This is a genomic window from Acinetobacter sp. YH12218 (assembly GCF_013417925.1).
Lineage (GTDB): Bacteria > Pseudomonadota > Gammaproteobacteria > Pseudomonadales > Moraxellaceae > Acinetobacter > Acinetobacter amyesii.
Genome location: NZ_VPDB01000021.1, coordinates 1 through 22,486 on the forward strand (window position 1 = coordinate 1; position 22,486 = coordinate 22,486).

The following is a 22,486-nucleotide window of genomic DNA, read 5'->3' on the forward strand; positions in this document are numbered from 1 at the left end:
TTTAGGCCTTTGGATTGGAATTTCTGTGGCATCCACGATCACAACATTCCAATCGATGCCTTCGCCCTCGGGTAAATCTTTGGGTAAATTAAAGAGATTGGACCGAATCAGGCAGTCTTCAACATGACGGACAATTCTTGAGGCTGTGGGCTCTGAAACCCCGTAGCTCGTCGCAACGTGAAATAAGGTTCGGTATTCCCGCCAATAGCTTAGACAGAGCAGAACCTGGTCTTCCAGGCTTAACTTGGGCGGTCTGCCTTTGGCAGGGACATGTTTCTTCAATTGCTCAACCATCAAATAGAAAGTTGACCATGAGATGCCTGTGTATCGCTTGAACTGAGGATCAGAAAGCTTGTTTGAATCGATGTATTTCATCCGCAGATTATGCACGAATGCTAAGAAATCCGGAGTGCAAATATTAACCAAAAAGAAGATCGTTTTTTGATTTATGAAAGAGATCTAATATTCAAACTATAATTAACTATACATCCATAAAAAATTAAAATCATTTTCAGGACTTTACAATGAAAACATACTTTTCGATGCTTTTTCTAAGCTTGGCCTTAGCCGCATGTAGCCAAACACCTGCGCCTGATTTTTCAGGGGAATGGAAACAAACACCTGACACGGAGAGCCTACGCAAACTTTCCATTAGCAAACAAGGCGATGACTACCAAATTAAAGACGAATTTTGGCTCGATAAAAATAATACTGAGCGCACTTCTAGTGCTTCATCCAGTATGGCCGAAGTGAATAATGATGTTTTGAAATATAAAGAGAGCAATAGCATTGAAATGAAACTCAGTGATGCAACTCACCTCACTCTGACAGATAAAGCATACGATGCTGTTATTCATTTTGAAAAGATTAACTAAAGCAAAGCCCCGAGTCCTTGCACAGGCTTCGGGGCTTTTTTTATAATTCACACCGACTATTCAGACGCTTCATTGGTTACACGTAAAACCTCTTCTATCGTGGTTTTACCTGCCAAAACTTTACGCAATCCATCATCACGAATTGAACCCGCATTTGCACGTACATGATTTTCTAACTCAAACTCAGCAGCATTTCCATGAATCAGACGACGTGTTTGCTCATCAATTGGAACGATTTCATAAATTGCGGTACGCCCTGTAAATCCAGTATGCGAGCATTGTTCACAGCCTTTAGGTTGTGGCAATTTTAATTCGGTCGATGTATCGAGATGCTTAAATAAGTCTTTTTCAAAATCATCGGCATCATGCCAAGTCGCACAGTGACGGCACAAGGTTCGAACCAAACGCTGTGCCACCACACCGATCAGTGAGCTTGAAAGTAGAAAAGGTTCAATCCCCATGTCTTTAAGACGGGTCACTGCACCGATTGCTGTATTGGTATGCAGCGTTGAAAGTACTAAATGGCCTGTTAATGATGCCTGTACTGCAATTTCAGCAGTTTCTAAATCACGAATCTCACCGACCATCACCACATCTGGGTCTTGGCGAAGCATAGCTTTTAATGCACGAGCAAAGGTCATATCCACTTTGGTATTGACCTGCGTCTGCCCGATCCCTTCAAGTTGATACTCAATTGGATCTTCCGCAGTCAAAATATTTTTTGAACCATCATTTAGATCAGACAATGCCGCATATAAGGTTGTGGTTTTACCCGAACCCGTTGGTCCCGTAACTAAAATAATGCCATGCGGACGATGTACCAGTTGTTTCAATCGATCATAGTCATGCTGCATCAAGCCCAAATGGGTCATGTTTAAACGCCCAGCTTGTTTATCGAGTAAACGCATCACCACACGTTCACCATAGGAAGATGGTAAGGTTGATACACGAACATCAACTTCTCGGCCCGCCAAACGTAGTGAAATACGACCATCTTGTGGAATTCGCTTTTCTGCAATATCGAGTTTGGCCATGACTTTGATACGTGACACCAACAGTGGTGCTAGTTCACGACGTGGCTGCACAATTTCACGTAACTGACCATCGACACGTAAGCGGACAGACAGCTTTTTTTCAAAAGATTCGATATGAATATCTGAAGCCCCGACACGGATCGCTTCAGACAATAAGGCATTGATTAACCGTACAATCGGCGCATCATCCTCCTGATCCATCAAATCTTCAGCTTCTGGTACAGAGTCCGCAAGGCTAAGTAAATCAGGATGATCTTCCAGACCCGCTGCCACTTGTTGAGACTCACCGGTGTCTCCGGCAAAGCTTGCACTGAGTAATTGATTAAATTCTTGCTCGCTACATAATTGATATTGTGCAGGATGCCCTAAATAGCGACGTGCTTCCTGTAAAGCCAACAGTGGCGTGCTGTCACGACGTACAATAAAAGCTTGATCACCCTCATATCGAAGCAATACGCCATGACGTTTGGCAAAACTATATGGTATTTGTAATTGTTTAAGTACTTGCATCACGCATTATAATGATGAAAAAAGTTGTTTTGAGTGTACTCTAAGCATCTGACAGCGTGAAGTCTGTTTTTAGGATTTATCAGGACAAGGGATATACGCATTGCCATTAGAAAATGATTTAACTGAAAAGGAATCCCCAAAACGTAAATGGTGGGGGGAATATCAATTTGAACTGAATCACCCGCGCAGTTGGCAGTTTGGGTCTTTATTGTTTCGTGTGACGCGCGGCATGCAAGAGTGGCGTATGGAATATCATCGCCCGACCTTTCAGTTTGACTATGAGCAACAATGGCATCCGATACAAGACCCTGAATTTGGTTTTCCACAACCCATTAAAATGGAACGTTATATGTTCCGCCAAACGCATGACAAAATTCAAATCATGCCACGTTTGGCCGATCGTTCTGTGGTGATTAAACCGGTCGATCCGATTTATATTCCTGCGGGACAGCGCGGAACACTGTATATAAGCACACCGCTGTGGATTGCTGGCTTTGTCGAAGGTCTTAGAGAACCCTTGTTTGATATACCTGTTATTCTACCAAAAGATACCTGGTTTGGTCCGAATCATCGAATGGGTGAAATTTGCTATGCCACAGCAGTTGATGGTCGTACAGAACTTAAACAACTCAAACCTCGTGCTTTTCGTGCTGTAACCCCTATTGAGTTTCATAACGTGAGTAATCAACAGATTCGCTTTGACCGTATGAATGTCCCTGTACCGGCTTTGCCATTATTTTATAGTGAAAGTACAGGACGTTTATGGACTTCACAAATTCGGGTCGTGCATGAGGGTCATGACAAACCGCCGCGGGTCAAAATTGAAAACCGTACACCGCCACAAGCCGGTGACGTGACTTATCTGCATCCGCCACGCGAGTCAGCCAATGTACTATTCAATATGTTTGATTCATTTTTCTAACGGTGAGCCATGGCAGATTTAAATATTTCGACAGAAATTACCAGCAGCCTAAAAGGAATGGTCGCCAATCTCAATACCGATCGGCTGACAGAATTATTGGTGGCTGTTTTACTGGCAGTCATCGGCTTTCTGATTGCACGTTTTATCTCAAACACCTTTATCCGCACTGTAGGTATGCGTTTCAATGCCCATCAGCAGTTGGTTTGGCGTCGCGGGATTTTCTATTTCATCTTTTTAATCTTTGTGATGGCAAGTTTAAAAGAAGCCGGCTTTAAACTCAGCGTCTTCTTGGGTGCAGCAGGTATTTTAACGGTCGCACTGGGTTTTGCCTCGCAAACGTCCGCATCTAACCTGATCAGCGGGATGTTCTTGATCGGTGAAGGGTCTTTTGAGGTTGGTGATACCATTCAATTGACACTGATTCGCGGGCATACCATTGAAGGTGAAGTGATCTCGATTGATTTACTGTCGGTCAAATTACTCACGCAAGACAATGTCTATGTCCGTTTGCCGAATGAACAACTGATTCGGGCACCTGTACATAACCTGTCTAAGTTTCCAATACGGCGTATTCCAATTACCCTTGCAATTAACTTTCATGAAGACATCATCAAAGTCCGTGAAGTTCTATTAGATGCCGTTAGTAAATATCCATTGGTCTTGGCCGATCCTAAACCTGCCGTGACCGTCACTGCCTTTCGTGAATCTTCCATTGAGCTGCTTTTTGCTATTTGGTGTCAAAGAGAGAATTTCCTGAAAGTCCGTGATGAAATGCAGGAACGGATTCGTAATGCCTTTGTCGAAAATAAAATTGAAATCCCAGTCCCGAAAATGGGTTTTGTTGACCACCCGCTTTCTACACAAGCAAGCGATGCTAACGTCGATCAATATGCCAATGCGCAAGAGATTCAACGAGAGCCTCAACTCAAATAATGGTCTATCGACTTGATATGAAAGGCTCTGCATATCTTCAAATGTGCAGGGTTTTTTTATCATGTACTTTTATAGCCATCGACCTGTACAGCTTAGTGATCTCGTACCTTTAAGAATTTCATCATGGTTCAACCTTGTCATTCGGCATGGGTGCAATATAGGCAATCAAAAGCATGGCAAAACCTGCCGCCATAAATGAAATCACTCGCATGAGAGTGCCGACATGAGATAAATCCAGCAAGACCAATTTCAAAGTAACCAAGACCAAAATACTGCCACCAAGTAGCCAAACTGAACGTAATTGGCGCTGAGTGGCAAAGCGCATACTCACCAAAGCCAATAACACCCACAGCACGGTAAAACTTAGTTGAATGGTCTCATCGCTCCAAATGTCTAAACTGTTATAAGGCGTATCCAGATACCTATGTAAGGCACGAAGCACGACATAGCTACTTAACCAAAGTAGCCCAAGGACACTCAACACGGCAGCCAAGCTACGATCTAAACCAGCTTTTAACTGTTGATTCAACATCCATAAAAAAGCCGCTAACAACAGCAAACTCACAGCATCAAAAGGATTTAATATGGGCAAGATATATCCCACAAAGGCCTGCTGACTAAATAATTGCGAACTAATGATCCAACTCAAAGCCAAAAACAAACTGCTACGCGCTTGCCAAAACATTTTCCAGACCGGTTGCTGCGCTTGCCAATAACACCATGCACAAAATATCAGCGGCAAAATTACCACACTGATATACGGCATACTGGGTATCAGCGTCAGACTGGTCCACGCCAAGCTACTCAAAATTCCGAGACTGACCCATTCTTTTTCTTCACGCACACCGAGTAATGGTCGTAGCCAAAGCAGCGTCAAGCTCAGCCCAGCGAATGCAAAATAAATCTGCTCCATCGCTGAATGCCAAAGTAACTGACCGTTCTCACTCACTGAAATAACTTGGTACAGCCCCATCACATAAACAGGCACTAGACCCGTCCACTTAATGATGGACCAACTCCACGAAGCTTTTCGTTTTAACAAGCCTTCATTCACCAACAGATAGGCCACACTGACAATCAATAGACTCAAAGCCAATTGATGACTACTCTGCAGCCGATCTAAGAGCAACATGATGAACATAGTAGTTGCTGAGAGCATTTGCACACATTGAAAGGCAATACTCGAACTTGAAAGCTGTTTATGAAATGCAGGAACAGCGTGCGTCACGATAATGGCCGCCAAATAGCTCAAACACACGCCCCAATACATCTGTGCAGGGAAATGTGGCAGTTGAACCAAATAATACAGACTTGAACAACCCGCCATCACCAAGAGCGCCATGCCTAAATAACGGCTGATATTGGACTGCTTGTATAAAGCATATATAAATATCAATGCACCTTCAACTGCCCAACCGACCACACTCCACTGCTCTTTCAATACTATTGGTGGAATCAATGCCAAGAAAATTAAGGTCAAACTCAAATAACTTTGTGCAATCAGTGGGATCACAGCACTACGTTTACTGATGCTATACAGCGCGGCAAATAGCGCCGCAAATAGCAAGCTATACCCCGCCTGCCATACCGTTTCCTCAAAATACATCAAATACAATGCCAGATAAGCAAGCACTGGTGCAGCAAAAATCAGTGCAATATCCAAGGCAGGTTTAAGCTGAAAATGCGCAAGATCCTGTTTCGCCAATAACTGGCTAAAACGAAAACCTAGCCAGATAAAAATCGCAGCGTGGGCTAAAACCAGCACGCTCATCATCTGACGTTCGGTGGTGTATCCGTGGTAAAAAGCATATCCACCACCCATGATTACCGTCATCAAAAATGCTATTTGATTTAGATATTTCCACGGTCTTAAAGTACTCATGACTGCAACAGCCAGATTAATTACAAGATAATAGGCAATAAATTCCGTTGCAGTTGCATCACGAACAGGCAAGGTAAATGGCGCAAGATAGGCGATCAGCATTGCCATAATTGCCAGTTCTACCGACTGTTGTTTCAGACTGAGCCAAATCGTCAATGCCATAAGTGCAGCATATAATAGACAAGCTATGCCAAAGCCCGGAATGACGGCATTGTAATAGGCAAAAAATAAAGTCAAAAACAGCGCTGCAAGACCTAGACCTTCTAGAGCCAAGGCAAAACTGCGATTTTTGGTTTGCAGCCAAAAACCCAGTCCGACAACACCTGCACTGCTCAAACTCACGATCAGCAGTTTCATGGCCAAGCTTAGTTGCCAATGCTCTGTGGCAAATCTAAGTAAGAGCACCACGCCGATCACCAAGACCAATACCGCCACTTTTAACACGGGATTGCCTTGGAAAAGCCATTGCTGAATTTGACTAGATAGATTTGGCGCAGACTTGGATGGTGTATTAGAAGGCATTGAATTGAATGATGCCTGATGTCTAGCTTTACCAACTGCCGTCGCGGGATGTACAGATGGTGTATCGTTAGAATCAAAATTTTCAGGACGGTCTATTGTCGACGCTGATATTGAAGTAGCCGTTTGGCTGGATTGCGAATGAAGCACCTGTCCTTGCAATAGATGCAGTTGACGTTCTAATCGTTTCAGCCAACGCAGAAAAAAATAGACCCACAGGCTAATCCCAATCGCAACCAAGTATCCCAGTTCTGTTAACACTCCAACGACCGTTAATAACGATGCAATATATAACGGAACCTTTGATGCCACTTGAAATGATTGTTTTGATGAGCTCAGTGCATCAGCGCCGTGCTGTAAATCATCGACATAATTCATCACACTGAGCATAAAACCAATGCCGCTGATATAACTCAGGATACGGAGGTCTAAGTACCATGCCCCGATCCCCACCATAATCAGCGACATCAACCAAATCATCTTGATTTCATTATTCTGTTTCAGCATACCTGCTTCGTCATTTTCCTGAATGTTTTGATGATACATGAGCCCGACGGATGGATTAAAACTATTCATCAGTGATTCGGTAAGTTACATATACAATCTAGACTCAGCGTACGGGCAAAAAATCACGTACAATAAAACCGTTTTTAGGATTAGGAAATTATCAATGCCACCATTTGTCTTGGTCGATGGCTCATACTTTTTATTTCGTGCCTACCATGCACTGCCACCATTAACCACTTCAACCGGTTTGCATACCAATGCAATCCGAGGTGCCATTTCTGCCATCCAAAAATTAATGCGTCGTATTCAACCGACGCATATGGCCGTTATTTTCGACACACCTGAACCAACCTTCCGTCATGAATTATCCCCGATTTATAAGGGTGACCGTCCAAGTATGCCTGAAGAATTATCACAACAAATTCCATATCTTCATGCATTAATTCGTGCTCTTGGAATTCCGCTGCATATGTTGCCGGGCGCTGAAGCCGATGACATTATCGGAACTTTGGCCAAACGCGCTGAAGCAGCCGGCCATCAAGTTTTGATCTCCACCGGTGACAAAGACATGGCGCAGCTCGTTACTGAGCGTGTCACTTTAGAAGACAGCTTCAAAGACAAACCGATGGACGTTCAAGGCGTTTTTGAAAAATTTGGGGTGTGGCCGAATCAAATCATTGACTACCTCACGCTGATGGGCGATGCCTCTGACGGCATCCGTGGTGTACCCGGTGTTGGCGCAAAAACAGCAGCGAAACTTTTAACCGAGTACGGCTCGATTGGCGGCATTTTAGAAAATGTCGACAGCATTAAAGGTAAAGTCGGTCAAAACATTAAAGACAATGTTGAAGGAATTGCTCTTGACCATCAACTGGCGAGCATCGTTTGTGACCTCGACATGGGCCTTAAATACGAAGATTTGAAACTTGCCGACCCAAATATTCCAGCACTGCGTGATTTATATACGGAACTAGAATTCCGTAACCAACTGCAGTCTTTAGATCATCCGAACAACCCCAATGGCGCAACCTACAAACAAGCAGCCAAAGCCATCAACACCACGGCGACTGTAGCCAATGCACCTGAAGTTGAAGATCAAGCGAACAAAACCAGTGTTGATGACTTACTTGGTGAAGCACGTTATCACACGGTATTGACTCAAGAAGATTGGGATGTGTTATTTAAACGTCTAAGTACTGAAAAGCGTTTTGCCTTTGATACTGAAACCACCAGCCTCGACTACCGCGTGGCGCAGATTGTAGGTTTCTCGGTGGCTTTAGATGCACATGATGCCTATTACGTGCCGCTTGCGCATGATTATGAAGGTGCGCCGAAACAACTTGATCGCGACACGATCCTGAATCAACTCAAACCTTTACTTGAAGATTATGACGTACAAAAAATTGGTCATCATCTCAAATATGATGCACATGTCTTAGAAAATCATGGCATTCATTTGGCAGGTTGGTATTTCGATACCATGTTGGCCTCTTATGTCCTTAACTCTGTGGCTACACGTCATGGGATGGATGACGTCGCACGTTTGTATTTAAGTCATCTCACTACGACGTTCGAACAAGTGGCGGGCAAAGGTGCAAAACAAAAGACCTTTAACCAAATTGAGCTTGAAACGGCAGCCCATTATGCCGCAGAAGATGCCCATGTGACCTATCGTCTGTATGAAGTACTCGATAAAAAGTTACAAGCCCATCCGGAACTGATCAATATTTTGCACAATATTGAAATGCCTGTTGCCCGTGTTCTAACCTCTATGGAAGAAAACGGCATTGAGCTAGATATGGACTTCCTCGACCAACTCGGTGTGGAATTTGCCAATACCATTCAAAATTTAGAAACAGAAATTACCGATCTTGCGGGTCAAAGCTTCAATGTCAGCTCACCAAAACAAGTCGGCGAGATTCTGTTTGATAAATTAGGTTTAAAAGGCGGTAAGAAAACTTCTACAGGTCAGTACAGTACCAGTGAAAGTGTGTTAGAAAAAATCGATCATCCGATTACTGATTTAATTTTGGAATATCGTGGTCTCTCTAAACTGAAAAGCACCTATACCGATGGTCTGTTAAAGCAAGTGAATAATGACACACATCGTGTGCATACCAGTTACCACCAAGCTTTAACGGCTACAGGTCGTTTGTCATCTACCGATCCAAACTTACAAAACATTCCTGTCCGTGAAGATATTGGACGTCAAATCCGTAAAGCCTTTATTGCACCTGAAGGTCGCATTTTATTGGCAGCCGATTACTCGCAAATCGAATTACGTTTAATGGCGCATTTCTCGCAAGATCATGCCTTGGTCGATGCCTTCAATCATGGGCAAGACGTACATAAACGTACTGCGGCAGAAGTTTTGGGCATTCCACTCGATGAAGTGACCAGCAACCAACGTCGTCAAGCCAAAGCGGTGAACTTCGGTCTGCTCTATGGTATGTCAGAATTCGGTTTGACCCGTCAACTGGGTTTCACTCGAGAAGAGTCGCGTAACTATATTGGTAAATACTTCCAACGCTACCCTGGTGTTTTGGAATATATGGAACGTACTCGCCAAGTCGCACGTGAACAAGGTTTTGTGGAAACCATTTTAGGTCGTCGTCTGTATACACCGGACATTATGGCGAGCAACAAAATGGTGAAACAAGGCGCTGAACGTGCAGCGATCAATGCACCACTACAAGGTTCTGCAGCGGATATTATTAAATTGGCCATGATCGCCGTCGATAAAATCTTACCGAAAGATCAAGCCAAAATGTTACTGCAAGTACACGATGAATTGGTGTTTGAAGTTGATGCTGCAATTGCCGATGAACTCTCTGCCCAACTGGCTGAAGTCATGCAGTCTGTGTTGAAAATTTCCGTTCCACTGATTGTGGAAGTCGGTCAAGGTAATAACTGGGACGAAGCACACTAATTCATTCACGTTCATTCACGCCTTTCTCCCTCTAGGAGGAAGGTTGGATGGAGGTGAGATATTGCTACTAAATAAGAAATTTCTTGTTTTAGACCTCAATTTAAATCCACAAAAAAGGACGCCTCGGCGTCCTTTTTTATTCAACTCGTCTTAGCTCAGATTAAAGACCAGTCAATAATGCAATTGCGACTTGCTTCATAATGGTTTCCGCAACCAACAATGCCAAAATCGCAAAAATTGGCGACAAGTCAATCATCCCCATATTTGGAAGAATACGACGGAATGGCGCAAGTAGCGGTTCTGCCAATTCTTGAACCACTTCAATATAAGGCGAACGTGACTGACTAAACATCACGACCCAACTCAAAATAATCGATGCAAAAATTAAGTAACGACAGAAACGGATTAAATCCTGAATCATGGTCACAAAGGTCATAATGATCAGATGGAATGGACTATTCACCGCCACGCCTGACAAATACATCAAACCAAACATTTTTAACAAATACAGAATCACCACCAACACCAATGCTGCGGTATTCACTCGACCTTTGGCCAAAGTTGGGAAAATTCGGCTAAAGATGTCGACAATTTTTGTTGCTTTTGCTGTTGCCAAAACCACAGGGTTATATGGACTCACGGCAGCAAGCTGCATTAAAAAACGGAAAAATACGAGCAAAATTGCAACGTTAATAATGATTCCAAAAATTTGAGCAGAGCCCATACTTGAACTTTCCTAAATCAAATCGAATTATTTGGTGCTTTCGCTTAACTCTTGTGCCAACTCTTGGCTACGCTTTTGCGCTGCGGCTAAAGCAGCCTGAATATTTTGTGAAATCTGAGCACGATCAAATACTTCAATCGCGGCTTGTGTTGTACCGTTTGGAGAAGTGACATTTTTACGTAACTCCGCAGGACTGTTGGCACTGGTAATCGCCATTTGTGCGGCACCTAATGCAGTTTGCAAGGTTAATGCTGTAGCCACTTTTTCATCCAAGCCCATGTTTTTACCTGCACGGATCATACTTTCCATCATATAGAAAAAGTATGCAGGGCCTGAGCCAGAAACAGCTGTTACTGCGTCAATCTGCGCTTCTGAGTTTACCCAAAGTGTTAAACCCGTTGAAGCCAAAACTTGACTTGCAAGATCACGATCTTCAGCTGAAACCGCTTCACCTGCATACAAACCATGCGCACCGGTTTGAACTAAAGCCGGTGTATTTGGCATGACACGAACAATACGCTCTGTGCCTAATAATTTTGAAATCGTTGTAATTTCTGCACCTGCAACAATTGAAATCACCAACTTCCCTTCTAGCAAACCTTGTAATGGTGCCAAAACTTTTGCCAACACCTGAGGTTTAACTGCAAAAAGAACAATGTCAGCATCTCGAATTGCTGCAACATTATCATCCGTCACATGCAAATCTTTTTCTGCCAAAAGCTCACGTACTTTTTCTACGGGATCTGAAACTGTAATACGTGTAGTCGGGACACCACGTGCAATCAGGCCACCAATTAAAGCCTGTGCCATGTTGCCGCCACCAATGAAACTGATATTACAATTTAGAATTGCGCTCATGATTGAAGATCCGATATTGCAGATTTAGCGTTAAGAGATAATGTTGGTTGCCAGCCAGCTTGAGTACAAAATTCAGACTGCGCCAACCAAAAGCCCTGAGGCGTAAAGACGCCTAGCATAACATTATCTCGGCTTAATATTTGAATAGTATGACGCTGCCATGGAAAAATTTGCGCCTGCTGAATGGCTTTTTTCAACGGCCAACTTCCGACTCGTCCATATAAATGAATTTTTTCACCGCCAAGGCGTGGGCGAATCTGCAGTTGCTGCCCCAATAATTCTGGTGATAAGCCAACCTCTGAGGGTTGAATCACAAAATGTCCTGCAGGCAACTTGAGGGACTGACCTGCAACACAAGTTACAACCTCAACCTCTTGAATGGGTTCAGTTGGCAGATATTCCGCTTTGGCAATCCGATGAAGTTGCTGTTGAAAGCGCAAATAATAAAACCCATTCCAGTGTAATGCCGCTTGCGAGTCTTCGCGTGAGCCAATCACTTCTGAAAATAAACGCTGTACCATTTCAAAACTTGGACGATATTGCCCCTCACCTTTCATCCAGTGCGATAACAACTGACGCTGACGTGCCTGACTGAGCTGTTGTAAAGCCGCCAAAGATAACGCTTGCGATGAACCACAGGCCGCTAAATCTTGTTGCAACACCTCAAGTAAAATTTCATCAGCATCTTGCATCAAGCAACTGGTTCTACTCAAGGCTTGCTGCATTTTAGGAAAACGCTCACTGAGTAGTGGCCACAAAATTTCACGACTCCACGCACGGTCATAGTCGGTATCAAAATTGGTGAGGTCTTGAATATTTTGCACATGCAGCTTTGCTGCCCATTGGCAAATTTGCTCACGTGAAAGATTTAATAGCGGACGCCATAATGTAAAATCTTCACGTACATCGAATTTTTTCATCGCAGCAAGGCCATGGACACCCGCACCTGAAAGTAGTCGCAACATCAGTGTCTCGGCTTGATCTTGCTGATGATGCGCGAGTACCAATATTTCATCTGCTTGTAAATGTTGGGCAAAGGCTTGATAGCGGGCTGAGCGGGCTTGGTTTTCAAGATTACCTTGCGCAACCTGGACTTTCTGTATGATGAAAGGAAGATTCAGCGCTGCACACTGAGCACGTACAAACTCGCCCCAAGCATGGCTACACGCTTGTAGTTGGTGATCAATATAAATCACCCGTATTTTTTCAGGGCACAAAAACGACATAAGATGCAGCAGCAACATGGAATCCATGCCACCACTACATCCTATTAAAAATCGGCTTTGTTCAGGCAGCGCCTGAATTTGACTTAAGCAGTCAGCCCTAAATTGTCGCTGCCAAACTTCATTAAACGCTGATAACGCGCTTCGCATCGTTCGTTTGCATCCATTGGTTGCAGTTCTTCTAAAGCTTGCTTCAAGACCACTTTCAAATCCTGCATGACTTTTTCAGGGTTTAAATGTGCGCCTTCCGCTTCGTCCACCACGTATTCCACAATGCCCATCTTCTGCAATTTATCTGCCGTCAATGCCAATGCTTCACTTGCTTGTTCTGCTTTCTCTGCAGTTTTCCACAAAATAGATGCACAGCCTTCAGGTGAAATCACTGAATAAATACTGTGAGATAGCATAATCACACGGTCAGCCACGCCAATACCGAGCGCACCACCCGAACCACCTTCACCCAATACCGTTGCCACTACAGGCACTTTGAGTGAAGAAAGCTGAGCTAAGCTGGTTGCAATCGCTTCGGCCTGACCACGTTCTTCTGCACCCACACCTGGGTACGCACCCATGGTATCAATAAAGGTAAAGACTGGCAGATTAAAACGCTCGGCCATATCCAATAAACGCTGTGCTTTACGGTAACCTTCGGGGTTACTCATACCAAAATTATGTTGTAATTTTTCACGTGTACTACGACCACGGTGCTGACCTACAATCATCACAGGCTGACCATCTAAACGAGCCAAACCACCAATCATCGCGCCGTCATCACCAAATAGGCGGTCACCATGCAAAGCATCGAACTCTGTAAAAATTTCGCCAACATAATCCAAAAACTGCGGACGTTCAGGATGACGTGCGATCTGAACCGTAGTCCAGGCTTTAGATTGAGCTGCTTTATTTTTCATAGGTCGATCATTATCCCTAACTTAACTGGTCTGTTAATTGATAAATTGTTCCGACTGGATATTCAGTTCAATATCCCAATGCTTAAATTGCACCTGCTCATCATGCAAGTCTGCAACCAACAAAGGCCACTGTTTGGCATCACCAGAAACACTAAGTTGCCATTGTTGCGCATTGTCCACGCTTAATTCAATGGCAGGAAGCATCTCATCGCTGCGACTATGATTTAATAAAACTGCTAAACGAAGCAATAGACATAAGTAAACAAGTTTGTTACCACCGACTTTCATCACATCGACACGTGCATCACTGCGTAACTTACGACGATGATGCGCCACTAAATGCGACAAATGATTTTGATCAATTTGCGAGAAACCCGGAATATCCGAATGTTGCAGTAAATAAGCACCATGACGATGGTATCCACTATGACTGATCGCTAAGCCAATTTCATGCAAATACGCGGCACGACGCAGTAAATCACTGTCATCACTGGTCAAATTCAGTGCGGTCGCCACACCATTAAACAGTTGTTGAGCGGTATTTACCACACGTTCAGCTTGTTTCATATCTGCGTTGTAGCGCCCCATCAACGCATGTACAGAACGGTCACGAACATCTTCATGTTGGAAACGTCCCAATAGGTCGTACATCACGCCTTCACGTAACGCGCCATCAGAATAAACCAATTTATCGATATTCAGCACATCAAAGACTGCATACAAAATGGCAATGCCGGCTGGCAAAACTGCTCGACGGTCTTCTTTTAGACCATCAAATTCCATTTCATTGACATGCTTATATTTAAGCAATTTATCTTTGAGTTTAAATAAACCGTCACGTGTCAGTTCTTCCTGATCGTTGCTCCAGCCCATATTGACACAAATCTGACGACACGCTTTGATCGTGCCACTTGAACCGACAACAGTATCCCAGCCCGCAGCTTTATAAGTGTTGGCAATGCCTGCGATTTCCTTGCGAGCAGCATTTACCGCTTTATCAAAACTTTTCAGGTTAATTTCACCATCAGCAAAAAACGCTTTGGTAAAAGCGACACAGCCCATTTGCACAGATTCTGTATGAATAGGTTCAAACTCTTCACCAATAATCAACTCTGTTGAACCCCCACCGATATCAATCACAAGGCGGCGACCACTATTTGCCATGGTATGTGAAACTCCCAAATAAATGAGACGGGCTTCTTCACGACCAGCAATGATTTCAATGGGTTTCGGTAAAATTTCAGCGGCTTTTTGAATAAATTCATGACCATTTTTTGCTTGGCGCAAGGCATTGGTCGCCACAATACGTAAACGGTTGGCTTGGACAGGATTTAAACGCCCTACAAAACGTGCTAGGCAGGCTAATCCTCGTTGCTGTGCGGCTTCGGTCAAATTTTTATTTTCGTCTAGACCTGCGGCAAGCTGTACTTTTTCTGACATTGATGCAACTTTTTTCACTTCACCATGGTCTACACGTGCGATAGCCAAGTGGAAGCTGTTCGATCCCATATCGATAGCAGCAAGTAATTCTTCATCAATCAAAAAATCAGACATTATTCAAAAAAACCTGTTCAGAATTGTGCTTAGATTAATTCACATACATGCAATTTAAAAGCCATTTATGAGTAGTTCGGGCGGAACTTATCGATTTTTTATCTGAAGCAATGATAGTCATACACGATCATCGGCATCGTGATCATCCATTAGACAAACTGACCATTCAGGTCGAAAATTTACATAACCCCCTACATTGTTATAGTTGGCTATGTAATACTTATAAACATAGAGTCAACTTAAAAATTAATTCCGGAGCAAAATCCATGTCTGGCAATATCGTAAATACAACTGATGAAAACTTCCAAGCCGATGTACTAGAGTCTGATACTCCTGTACTTGTAGATTTTTGGGCAGGTTGGTGTGCTCCTTGTAAAGCCATTGCACCTGTACTTGAAGTACTTTCAACTGAGTTTGAAGGCAAAGTTAAAATCGTTAAAGTAGACGTAACTTCTTGCGAACAAACAGCTGTAAACTACAACATCCGTAACATTCCTGCATTATTAATGTTTAAAAATGGCGAAGTTGTAGCAACCCAAGTCGGCGCAGCACCAAAATCTAAATTGACAGCTTTCATCGAAGAAAACATCTAATATTTTTCCGATAAAAACACTCGAAAATACGCTGTTTTACACAGCGTATTTTTTTGGTTGATAAATTGACAAATGCTGTGTTCTCTCTTATATTGTTTACTCAAGAAATTAAGGATCTCAAATCCTGTCATTTTCTTACAACACAACACATAAAATGCCGCTCGGCAACAGAATTGTTTTTCACATCTCTCTTCATATAACGAATCAGATCTCTGAATTGTTTTGTGCAAACCAATTGCTATCGTTTCTTGCATGATCGCGGCACATTTGTTGCTCCCTTTTCCAACCTGTACCTCAGAATTTTAGATTCTATCTGACCACCTATGAACTTAACCGAACTCAAGAAAAAACCGATTGGCGAACTCATCAAGATTGCCGAGTTTATGGGCCTCGAAGGAATGGCTCGTAACCGTAAGCAAGATATTATTTTTGCCATCTTAAAGCGCCACGCAATGAACGGCGAAGAGATTTTTGGTGATGGCGTTCTAGAAATTCTGTCGGACGGCTTTGGTTTCTTACGCTCTGCAGCGGGTTCTTACCTAGCCGGCCCTGACGATATCTATGTGAGCCCATCACAAATCCGTCGCTTCAACCTTCGTACTGGTGACACTATTACAGGTACGATTCGTCCACCTAAAGAAGGCGAACGTTACTTTGCATTATTAAAAGTTAATCAAATTAACTACGACACACCCGAAAACTCACGTAATAAGATTCTTTTCGAAAACTTAACACCTTTATTTCCAACCGAACAATTGGTAATGGAATTAGGTAATGGTACAACAGAAGACTTAACTGCGCGTGTGGTTGACTTGGTTGCTCCGATTGGTAAAGGTCAACGTTCAATTATCGTTGCACCGCCAAAAGCCGGTAAAACCATGTTGTTACAAAACATCGCACAGTCGATTGTTCGTAACAATCCTGAATGTTTCTTGATTGTCCTTCTGATTGACGAACGTCCTGAAGAAGTAACAGAAATGGAACGTACTGTTCGTGGTGAAGTAGTTGCTTCAACATTCGATGAATCACCAGCTCGTCACGTACAAGTTGCAGAGATGGTGATTGAAAAAGCTAAACGTCTTGTAGAACACAAAAAAGATGTAGTGATTTTACTTGACTCAATTACTCGTTTAGCACGTGCTTACAACACTGTAATCCCTTCATCTGGTAAAGTTCTTACTGGTGGTGTGGATGCCCATGCTTTAGAACGTCCAAAACGTTTCTTCGGTGCAGCACGTAATATCGAAGAAGGTGGTTCACTGACAATTATCTCAACTGCGTTGATTGAAACTGGCAGTAAGATGGATGAAGTGATCTACGAAGAATTCAAAGGTACAGGTAACCAAGAAATTACCCTAGACCGTCGTATTGCTGAAAAACGCGTGTTCCCTGCGATGAACATCAAAAAATCAGGTACACGTCGTGAAGAGCGTTTGATGTCTGAAGATAACCTACGTAAAGTTTGGATTTTACGTAAATTGCTTCATACACAAGACGAACTTGCAGCGATGGAATTCTTGCTTGATCGTATGAAAGAAACCAAAACCAATGATGATTTCTTCGATCAAATGAAACGTAAAGCATCCAACTAAGTTGAATGTTTGACTGAAAAGGCCATCTATAACGATGGCCTTTTTATTTGGTTGACTTTAGTTACACAAAGAAACATTTGATGGATTTCCATGTAAACTTATTTTCAAGCTTCTGATTATAAAAAATATATTTTAAAAAACCCTATTCTTTTTAGTAGTTTATTTGCTATTTCGCCAATATAAAACTTTCTCTTAATTGTTATTTTCTGTTAAAAAATGGTCGTTTTTCACCTATTTTTCACGGTTTTTTCAAAGTCGCTAGTAGCATTTCAAAATACTCAGTGATAGCATACACGCAGACCAGTTAGACTGCTCTATGCATTTTTAATACCTATTCAAATTAGGCATAATAAAAGCACACAACAGACTAACGCAGGTTATTTTTTAATCTCATATTTTAGAGAGTGATGCCATGTTATTCAAAAAAATCGCTATTGCTGCTGCAGTTGCTACTACTTTAGCTTTCGTTGGTTGTGCTAAAAAAACTGAAGAAGCTGCTCCTGCTGCTGCATCTGAAGCTGCTGCTTCTGAAGTAGTTGCTGCGTCTGACGCTGCTGCTGTTGAAGCTGCTGCTTCTGAAGCTACTGCTGCTGCTTCTGAAGCTACTGCTGCTGCATCTGAAGCTACTGCTGCTGCTTCTGAAGCTCAATAATCTAACCGATTATTCAGCACAAAAAGAGAGCCCTTTGGCTCTCTTTTTTATTGCCTGAAACTTTAAACCCTAGTTAATAAAAAATAGCTAATATTCAAAATACTAAACCCATGCTTATTGAAAAATAAAAACTGAAGATTTAGCTCAAAGAAAGCCACAATCAATCTTTACGACAACTCAACTCAACTCAACTCAACTCAACTCAACTCAACTCAACTCAACTCAACTCAACTCAAGTATATCGTCTCATTTTAAAACGAATATTCTTCAACATGACTTGTGCGATAGATGATGAACACTGCGCCTACTAAATCAAAGGCAAAAAAAAAGCAGATCAATCGATCTGCTCATTTCCAACACGTTGACGGAATTTTTGTCCCGCACGGAAGGTCACTACACGACGGGCAGAAATCGGAATTTCTTCACCCGTTTTCGGGTTACGGCCTGGGCGTTGACGTTTATCACGCAACTCGAAGTTACCGAAACCAGAGAGTTTAACTTGTTCCCCAGAGATTAGCGCTTGGCTAATCTCATCGAAGAATAACTCGACCATTTGTTTTGCTTCACGACGGTTTAAACTCGTGAGCTCACTTAAATGATCAGCCATTTCTGCTTTTGTTAATGCTGTCATGAAGCCCTCAATGTCGCCTGGTAAGTGTTTTCCAACACCTGAAGTATGTTATCCATACCGGTTTTGATTTCAGCATCTTCTAATGTACGTGTTGGATGTTGCCATTGAATTGCAAATGCCAATGAGCGCTTGCCTTCTTCGACACCTTGACCAGTGTACACATCGAACAACCAAACTGCGTCTAAAAGTTCACCGCCTGTTTTTTCGATAAGTTGCTGAATTTCACTAACATTAATCTTATCACTAATTAAAAGCGCAATATCACGTCGAACCGACGGAAAACGTGATAATTCTGTAAAATTAGATACATAAGTTTGCAAAACAGCCAATTGATCCAATTCAGCTACCCAAGTAGTCGCCAAATCCAACTCATCTTCTAAAGATGGGTGTAAACGACCGAAGTAACCAATTGATTGACCATTGACTAAGATTTCAGCAGATTGGCCTGGATGCAACCACGTACGTTCTGAACGTACATATTCAACATTTAAACGTGCAGAATTTAAAATCTCTTCTACATCGCCTTTAAAGTCAAAGAAATCCATAGGCTGTGCTTTACCATGCCAAGATTCAGTCGTACGCGAACCTGTTGCAACTAGTGCAAAGGTTGGGATCTGTTTGAGATCATGAATGCTGTTCGCACCTTGATAATCAAAACGTAGACCAAGCTCATAGAAACGCACACGGTTTTGCTGACGGTTCACGTTGTATTGCACACATGGGATCAAACTTGATAATAAGGTTGAACGCATCACTGCAAGGTCGCTAGAAATCGGGTTTGCAAGCGCTAGTGGTTGAACCTGTGGATTCAATTGTTTCTCTAGTTTCGCATCTGCAAAGCTAAAGCTAATCGCTTCTTGATAACCCAAAGCCACTGCAGTTTGACGTAACTGAACCAATTCAAATTGGTCTTGGTATTTCGCTAGTTTGACATCAATCACCGGCAAGCTGATTTGAATATTGTCGTAACCGTGAATACGTGCAACTTCTTCGATGAGGTCTTGATAAATTGCCATGTCAAAACGGTGTGATGGTGGTACAACTGTCCACTCACCTTCTGCTTTCACAGTGACATTACAACCCAAACGCGTTAAAGCATCGGTAATAAATGCAGATTCAACTTTATAACCGAGCAGTTGATCGACTTGCGCTTGGTTCAGTTCAATGGCTTCACGTTTTGGTAATAACTCTACTTTTTCAGCAACAGTAATTGGACCAAACTCACCACCAGCTAAATCAGCAATAAGCTGTGAAGCACGGTGCATTGCCGTCATCGGCAATTCAAAGTCTACGCCACGTTCATAACGCTGAGATGCATCGGTATGCAAACCAAAACTACGCGCACGACCTGCGATATAGAGTTGATCAAAGAACGCCGACTCAAGGAAAATTTCAATGGTGTCATCAGAAACCGCTGAACTTAGGCCACCCATGATTCCTGCAATCGCCAAAGCTTTTTGATCATCCGCAATCACCATCACGTTTTCAGATAATTCAACTTCTTGTTCATTCAACAACGTTAATTTTTCTGCTGCTGTTGCTTGGCGTACACGAACAGAACCTTCAACTTTACCGCCATCGAATGCATGTAGAGGTTGACCCAGCTCCATTAAAACGTAGTTGGTAATATCGACCAAAATACTGTGCTGACGGATGCCCGCACGAGCCAATGCACGCTCCATCCACTCAGGAGTTGGTGCTTTGGTATTGACGTTTTTGATTACACGGCCTAAGTAACGTGGGCAACCATCAGTTTCAACAACAACGTTCTTCTCATCAGTAATTGTTGCAGCAACTTCTTTAATTTCAGGGGCAGTTACAGGAAGTTGATTGATCACACCAATTTCACGTGCAATACCACGAATACTGAAGCAGTCACCACGGTTTGGCGTGATGCTGATATCAATCACATTGTCATCAAGATCTAAATATTCACGCACATTTACACCAACAGGTGCATCGGCAGGAAGCTCTAATAGACCGTCGATTTTATCTTCAAGATCAATTTCAGACGCACCGCACAGCATGCCTTGTGATTCAACACCACGAAGCTTGCCTTTTTTAATTTTGAAATCGCCCGGAAGTACTGCACCAATGGTTGCTACAGGAGCTTTCATGCCTACACGTACGTTTGGAGCACCACAAACGATTTGTAACGGCTCGCCTGAACCGATGTTTACAGTAGTGACACGTAAACGGTCAGCATCGGGATGTTGAACCACTGTTAAAACTTCACCGACTACTACACCAGTAAATGGTTTTGCAGCAGGAGATAAATCATCAACTTCTAAACCTAACATGGTCAGTTGGTCAGAAAGTGTATCGCTATCAATGGCTGGGTTAACCCATGTACGCAACCAATTTTCGCTAATTTTCATTGTATAAAAACCTATTAATTCTAAATTTCTAATCCCCTCTAGCGCCCCTTTAAAGAAAGAGGACGAACCCTAAGTCATGATGGACACCCCCTCTCCTTTTAGGAGAGGTTAGGGAGAGGTATAAAACTGTTTAAGCAAATTGGCGTAAGAAACGCACATCATTTTGGTAGAACATACGCAGGTCATTAATGCCATAACGCAACATTGCAAAACGTTCTACACCTAAACCAAAGGCAAAGCCTTTGTATTTTTCTGGGTCAATGCCAGCGGCTTGTAAAACGTTTGGATGCACCATACCGCAGCCTAAAACTTCCAACCATTTACCACGTTCATCCATGATATCCACTTCCGCACTTGGCTCTGTAAATGGGAAATAAGATGGACGGAAACGTACTTTCAAATCTTTTTCAAAGAATTCATTTAACAAGTTCACCAACAAACCTTTAAGTTCTGCAAAGCTGGTGTTTTCAGCCACATACAGACCTTCGATTTGATGGAACATTGGAGAATGCGTTTGGTCCGAGTCACAGCGATAAACACGACCAGGACACACAATACGGATTGGTGGCTGGCTAGTTTCCATGGTACGAATTTGCACGCCTGAGGTATGCGTACGAAGTAAATGATTCGCATCAAAATAGAAAGTGTCGTGCATCGCACGTGCAGGGTGATGCCCCGGAATGTTCAATGCTTCAAAGTTGTGATAATCATCTTCAACTTCTGGACCGGTCGCAACAGTAAAGCCAGCTTTGGTAAAGAATTGGCAAATACGTTCTTGAACTTGAGTCACAGGGTGAATACTACCCACCGTTTGACCACGGCCGGGTAAAGTAATATCAATCGTTTCGCTAGCAAGCTTTTGTTCTAATGCAGCTTTTTGTAATTCAGCTTGACGAGCAGTCAGTGCGCCAGTAATCGATTCACGAACGGCATGAATTTGAGCACCAAAAACTTTACGTTCTTCTGGGTCCATTTTACCGAGCGACTTCGATTGTTCCGCGAGCTGGCTTTTCTTCCCTGTAAATTGCACTCGCACTTGGTCGAGTGTAGCAAGGTCCTCTGCTGCTGCAATCGCAGCGAGCGCTTCAGTGGTCAGGGCTTCCAGTGACATAGTAACTCTCAAAGCAACAATTTAAAAAAATAATATAAACCCCTTATTCTAACAGTTTTTAGCCGTTATGATGAAGCGCATTCACAAGTTAAAATTGCATTAGCATCAAGTTTTAAAAAAAGTATAAGATAAACACAATATCAATGGG

Annotated in this window: 18 protein-coding genes; 7 read left to right on the plus strand and 11 right to left on the minus strand. The window is 42.8% G+C overall.

The window, feature by feature from the left end; all coding sequences use genetic code 11:
* Positions 1 to 375 (minus strand): transposase family protein (locus FTV03_RS07855; protein ID WP_180040884.1); only part of this gene is annotated, 375 nt, incomplete at its 3' end.
* A gap of 149 nt (positions 376 to 524) precedes the next feature.
* On the opposite strand from FTV03_RS07855, the gene FTV03_RS07860 reads away from it, so the two are divergent.
* The gene (locus FTV03_RS07860) at positions 525 to 875 is read left to right on the plus strand and encodes a hypothetical protein (RefSeq protein WP_180040887.1); all 351 of its coding nucleotides are present in this window, start codon (positions 525 to 527) and stop codon (positions 873 to 875) included.
* Between the two features lie 56 nt (positions 876 to 931).
* On the opposite strand, the gene gspE is transcribed toward FTV03_RS07860, so the two are convergent.
* The gene (gspE, locus tag FTV03_RS07865; protein WP_180040889.1) at positions 932 to 2,419 is read right to left on the minus strand and encodes a type II secretion system ATPase GspE; all 1,488 of its coding nucleotides are present in this window, start codon (positions 2,417 to 2,419) and stop codon (positions 932 to 934) included.
* Between the two features lie 100 nt (positions 2,420 to 2,519).
* Between gspE and FTV03_RS07870 the strand changes: the two genes are divergently transcribed.
* Entirely contained in the window at positions 2,520 to 3,341 is an 822-nt protein-coding gene (locus FTV03_RS07870) for a hypothetical protein (RefSeq protein WP_180005043.1), read from the plus strand.
* A gap of 9 nt (positions 3,342 to 3,350) precedes the next feature.
* Complete coding sequence (locus FTV03_RS07875; protein WP_180007243.1) at positions 3,351 to 4,274, plus strand: mechanosensitive ion channel family protein; 924 nt, start codon at positions 3,351 to 3,353, stop codon at positions 4,272 to 4,274.
* Positions 4,275 to 4,395: 121 nt separating this feature from the next.
* Here the strand turns inward: FTV03_RS07875 and FTV03_RS07880 are convergent, their stop codons facing one another.
* Complete coding sequence (locus FTV03_RS07880; RefSeq protein WP_180040926.1) at positions 4,396 to 7,182, minus strand: DUF2339 domain-containing protein; 2,787 nt, start codon at positions 7,180 to 7,182, stop codon at positions 4,396 to 4,398.
* Between the two features lie 163 nt (positions 7,183 to 7,345).
* Between FTV03_RS07880 and polA the strand changes: the two genes are divergently transcribed.
* A complete protein-coding gene (polA, locus tag FTV03_RS07885; protein WP_180040891.1) occupies positions 7,346 to 10,111 on the plus strand; it encodes a DNA polymerase I in 2,766 nt (921 codons plus the stop codon).
* A gap of 160 nt (positions 10,112 to 10,271) precedes the next feature.
* Here the strand turns inward: polA and FTV03_RS07890 are convergent, their stop codons facing one another.
* Genes FTV03_RS07890 through ppx form a run of 5 tightly spaced genes read right to left on the minus strand, consistent with a single transcriptional unit; the run spans position 10,272 to position 15,381 of the window.
* The gene (locus tag FTV03_RS07890; protein ID WP_078189567.1) at positions 10,272 to 10,835 is read right to left on the minus strand and encodes a YggT family protein; all 564 of its coding nucleotides are present in this window, start codon (positions 10,833 to 10,835) and stop codon (positions 10,272 to 10,274) included.
* Positions 10,836 to 10,862: 27 nt separating this feature from the next.
* A complete protein-coding gene (proC, locus tag FTV03_RS07895) occupies positions 10,863 to 11,693 on the minus strand; it encodes a pyrroline-5-carboxylate reductase (protein ID WP_180040893.1) in 831 nt (276 codons plus the stop codon).
* Entirely contained in the window at positions 11,690 to 13,066 is a 1,377-nt protein-coding gene (tilS, locus tag FTV03_RS07900) for a tRNA lysidine(34) synthetase TilS (RefSeq protein WP_180040895.1), read from the minus strand. Before tilS ends, proC begins: the two co-directional genes overlap by 4 nt.
* The gene (locus tag FTV03_RS07905; protein WP_078189570.1) at positions 13,003 to 13,827 is read right to left on the minus strand and encodes an acetyl-CoA carboxylase carboxyltransferase subunit alpha; all 825 of its coding nucleotides are present in this window, start codon (positions 13,825 to 13,827) and stop codon (positions 13,003 to 13,005) included. The genes tilS and FTV03_RS07905 overlap by 64 nt, the downstream gene beginning before the upstream one ends.
* A gap of 33 nt (positions 13,828 to 13,860) precedes the next feature.
* A complete protein-coding gene (ppx, locus tag FTV03_RS07910) occupies positions 13,861 to 15,381 on the minus strand; it encodes an exopolyphosphatase (RefSeq protein WP_168378483.1) in 1,521 nt (506 codons plus the stop codon).
* A 266-nt stretch (positions 15,382 to 15,647) separates the two neighbouring features.
* On the opposite strand from ppx, the gene trxA reads away from it, so the two are divergent.
* From trxA to FTV03_RS07925, 3 genes are all read left to right on the plus strand, one after another.
* Complete coding sequence (gene trxA / locus FTV03_RS07915; RefSeq protein WP_078192629.1) at positions 15,648 to 15,974, plus strand: thioredoxin; 327 nt, start codon at positions 15,648 to 15,650, stop codon at positions 15,972 to 15,974.
* A 323-nt stretch (positions 15,975 to 16,297) separates the two neighbouring features.
* On the plus strand, positions 16,298 to 17,566 hold the full coding sequence (gene rho / locus FTV03_RS07920; protein ID WP_067731074.1) for a transcription termination factor Rho: 1,269 nt from the start codon (positions 16,298 to 16,300) through the stop codon (positions 17,564 to 17,566).
* A gap of 412 nt (positions 17,567 to 17,978) precedes the next feature.
* Positions 17,979 to 18,218, plus strand: a complete 240-nt coding sequence (locus tag FTV03_RS07925) for a hypothetical protein (RefSeq protein WP_168378482.1) — start codon at positions 17,979 to 17,981, stop codon at positions 18,216 to 18,218.
* Between the two features lie 334 nt (positions 18,219 to 18,552).
* Here FTV03_RS07925 and FTV03_RS07930 read toward each other — a convergent pair whose 3' ends face one another.
* The 3 genes from FTV03_RS07930 to pheS all read right to left on the minus strand — a co-directional run bounded on the left by FTV03_RS07930 (position 18,553) and on the right by pheS (position 22,338).
* Positions 18,553 to 18,849, minus strand: coding sequence for an integration host factor subunit alpha (locus FTV03_RS07930; RefSeq protein WP_004649746.1), 297 nt, complete (start codon positions 18,847 to 18,849; stop codon positions 18,553 to 18,555).
* Positions 18,846 to 21,227 (minus strand): phenylalanine--tRNA ligase subunit beta, encoded by a 2,382-nt coding sequence (gene pheT, locus FTV03_RS07935; RefSeq protein WP_180040897.1) that lies wholly within the window; start codon positions 21,225 to 21,227, stop codon positions 18,846 to 18,848. Before pheT ends, FTV03_RS07930 begins: the two co-directional genes overlap by 4 nt.
* A 130-nt stretch (positions 21,228 to 21,357) precedes the next feature.
* Positions 21,358 to 22,338: a phenylalanine--tRNA ligase subunit alpha gene (gene pheS, locus FTV03_RS07940; RefSeq protein WP_078189575.1), complete on the minus strand. Its 981-nt coding sequence runs from the start codon at positions 22,336 to 22,338 to the stop codon at positions 21,358 to 21,360.
* Between the last annotated feature and the right edge of the window lie 148 nt (positions 22,339 to 22,486).

What these genes read in the sequence shown, in the direction of transcription:
- FTV03_RS07860 (WP_180040887.1), top strand. Translation starts at nt 525, where the DNA reads ATGAAAACATACTTTTCGATGCTTTTTCTAAGCTTGGCCTTAGCCGCA.
- gspE (WP_180040889.1), bottom strand. Translation starts at nt 2,419, where the DNA reads ATGCAAGTACTTAAACAATTACAAATACCATATAGTTTTGCCAAACGT.
- FTV03_RS07875 (WP_180007243.1), top strand. Translation starts at nt 3,351, where the DNA reads ATGGCAGATTTAAATATTTCGACAGAAATTACCAGCAGCCTAAAAGGA.
- FTV03_RS07880 (WP_180040926.1), bottom strand. Translation starts at nt 7,182, where the DNA reads ATGCTGAAACAGAATAATGAAATCAAGATGATTTGGTTGATGTCGCTG.
- polA (WP_180040891.1), top strand. Translation starts at nt 7,346, where the DNA reads ATGCCACCATTTGTCTTGGTCGATGGCTCATACTTTTTATTTCGTGCC.
- FTV03_RS07890 (WP_078189567.1), bottom strand. Translation starts at nt 10,835, where the DNA reads ATGGGCTCTGCTCAAATTTTTGGAATCATTATTAACGTTGCAATTTTG.
- proC (WP_180040893.1), bottom strand. Translation starts at nt 11,693, where the DNA reads ATGAGCGCAATTCTAAATTGTAATATCAGTTTCATTGGTGGCGGCAAC.
- tilS (WP_180040895.1), bottom strand. Translation starts at nt 13,066, where the DNA reads ATGCGAAGCGCGTTATCAGCGTTTAATGAAGTTTGGCAGCGACAATTT.
- FTV03_RS07905 (WP_078189570.1), bottom strand. Translation starts at nt 13,827, where the DNA reads ATGAAAAATAAAGCAGCTCAATCTAAAGCCTGGACTACGGTTCAGATC.
- ppx (WP_168378483.1), bottom strand. Translation starts at nt 15,381, where the DNA reads ATGTCTGATTTTTTGATTGATGAAGAATTACTTGCTGCTATCGATATG.
- trxA (WP_078192629.1), top strand. Translation starts at nt 15,648, where the DNA reads ATGTCTGGCAATATCGTAAATACAACTGATGAAAACTTCCAAGCCGAT.
- rho (WP_067731074.1), top strand. Translation starts at nt 16,298, where the DNA reads ATGAACTTAACCGAACTCAAGAAAAAACCGATTGGCGAACTCATCAAG.
- FTV03_RS07925 (WP_168378482.1), top strand. Translation starts at nt 17,979, where the DNA reads ATGTTATTCAAAAAAATCGCTATTGCTGCTGCAGTTGCTACTACTTTA.
- FTV03_RS07930 (WP_004649746.1), bottom strand. Translation starts at nt 18,849, where the DNA reads ATGACAGCATTAACAAAAGCAGAAATGGCTGATCATTTAAGTGAGCTC.
- pheT (WP_180040897.1), bottom strand. Translation starts at nt 21,227, where the DNA reads ATGAAAATTAGCGAAAATTGGTTGCGTACATGGGTTAACCCAGCCATT.
- pheS (WP_078189575.1), bottom strand. Translation starts at nt 22,338, where the DNA reads ATGTCACTGGAAGCCCTGACCACTGAAGCGCTCGCTGCGATTGCAGCA.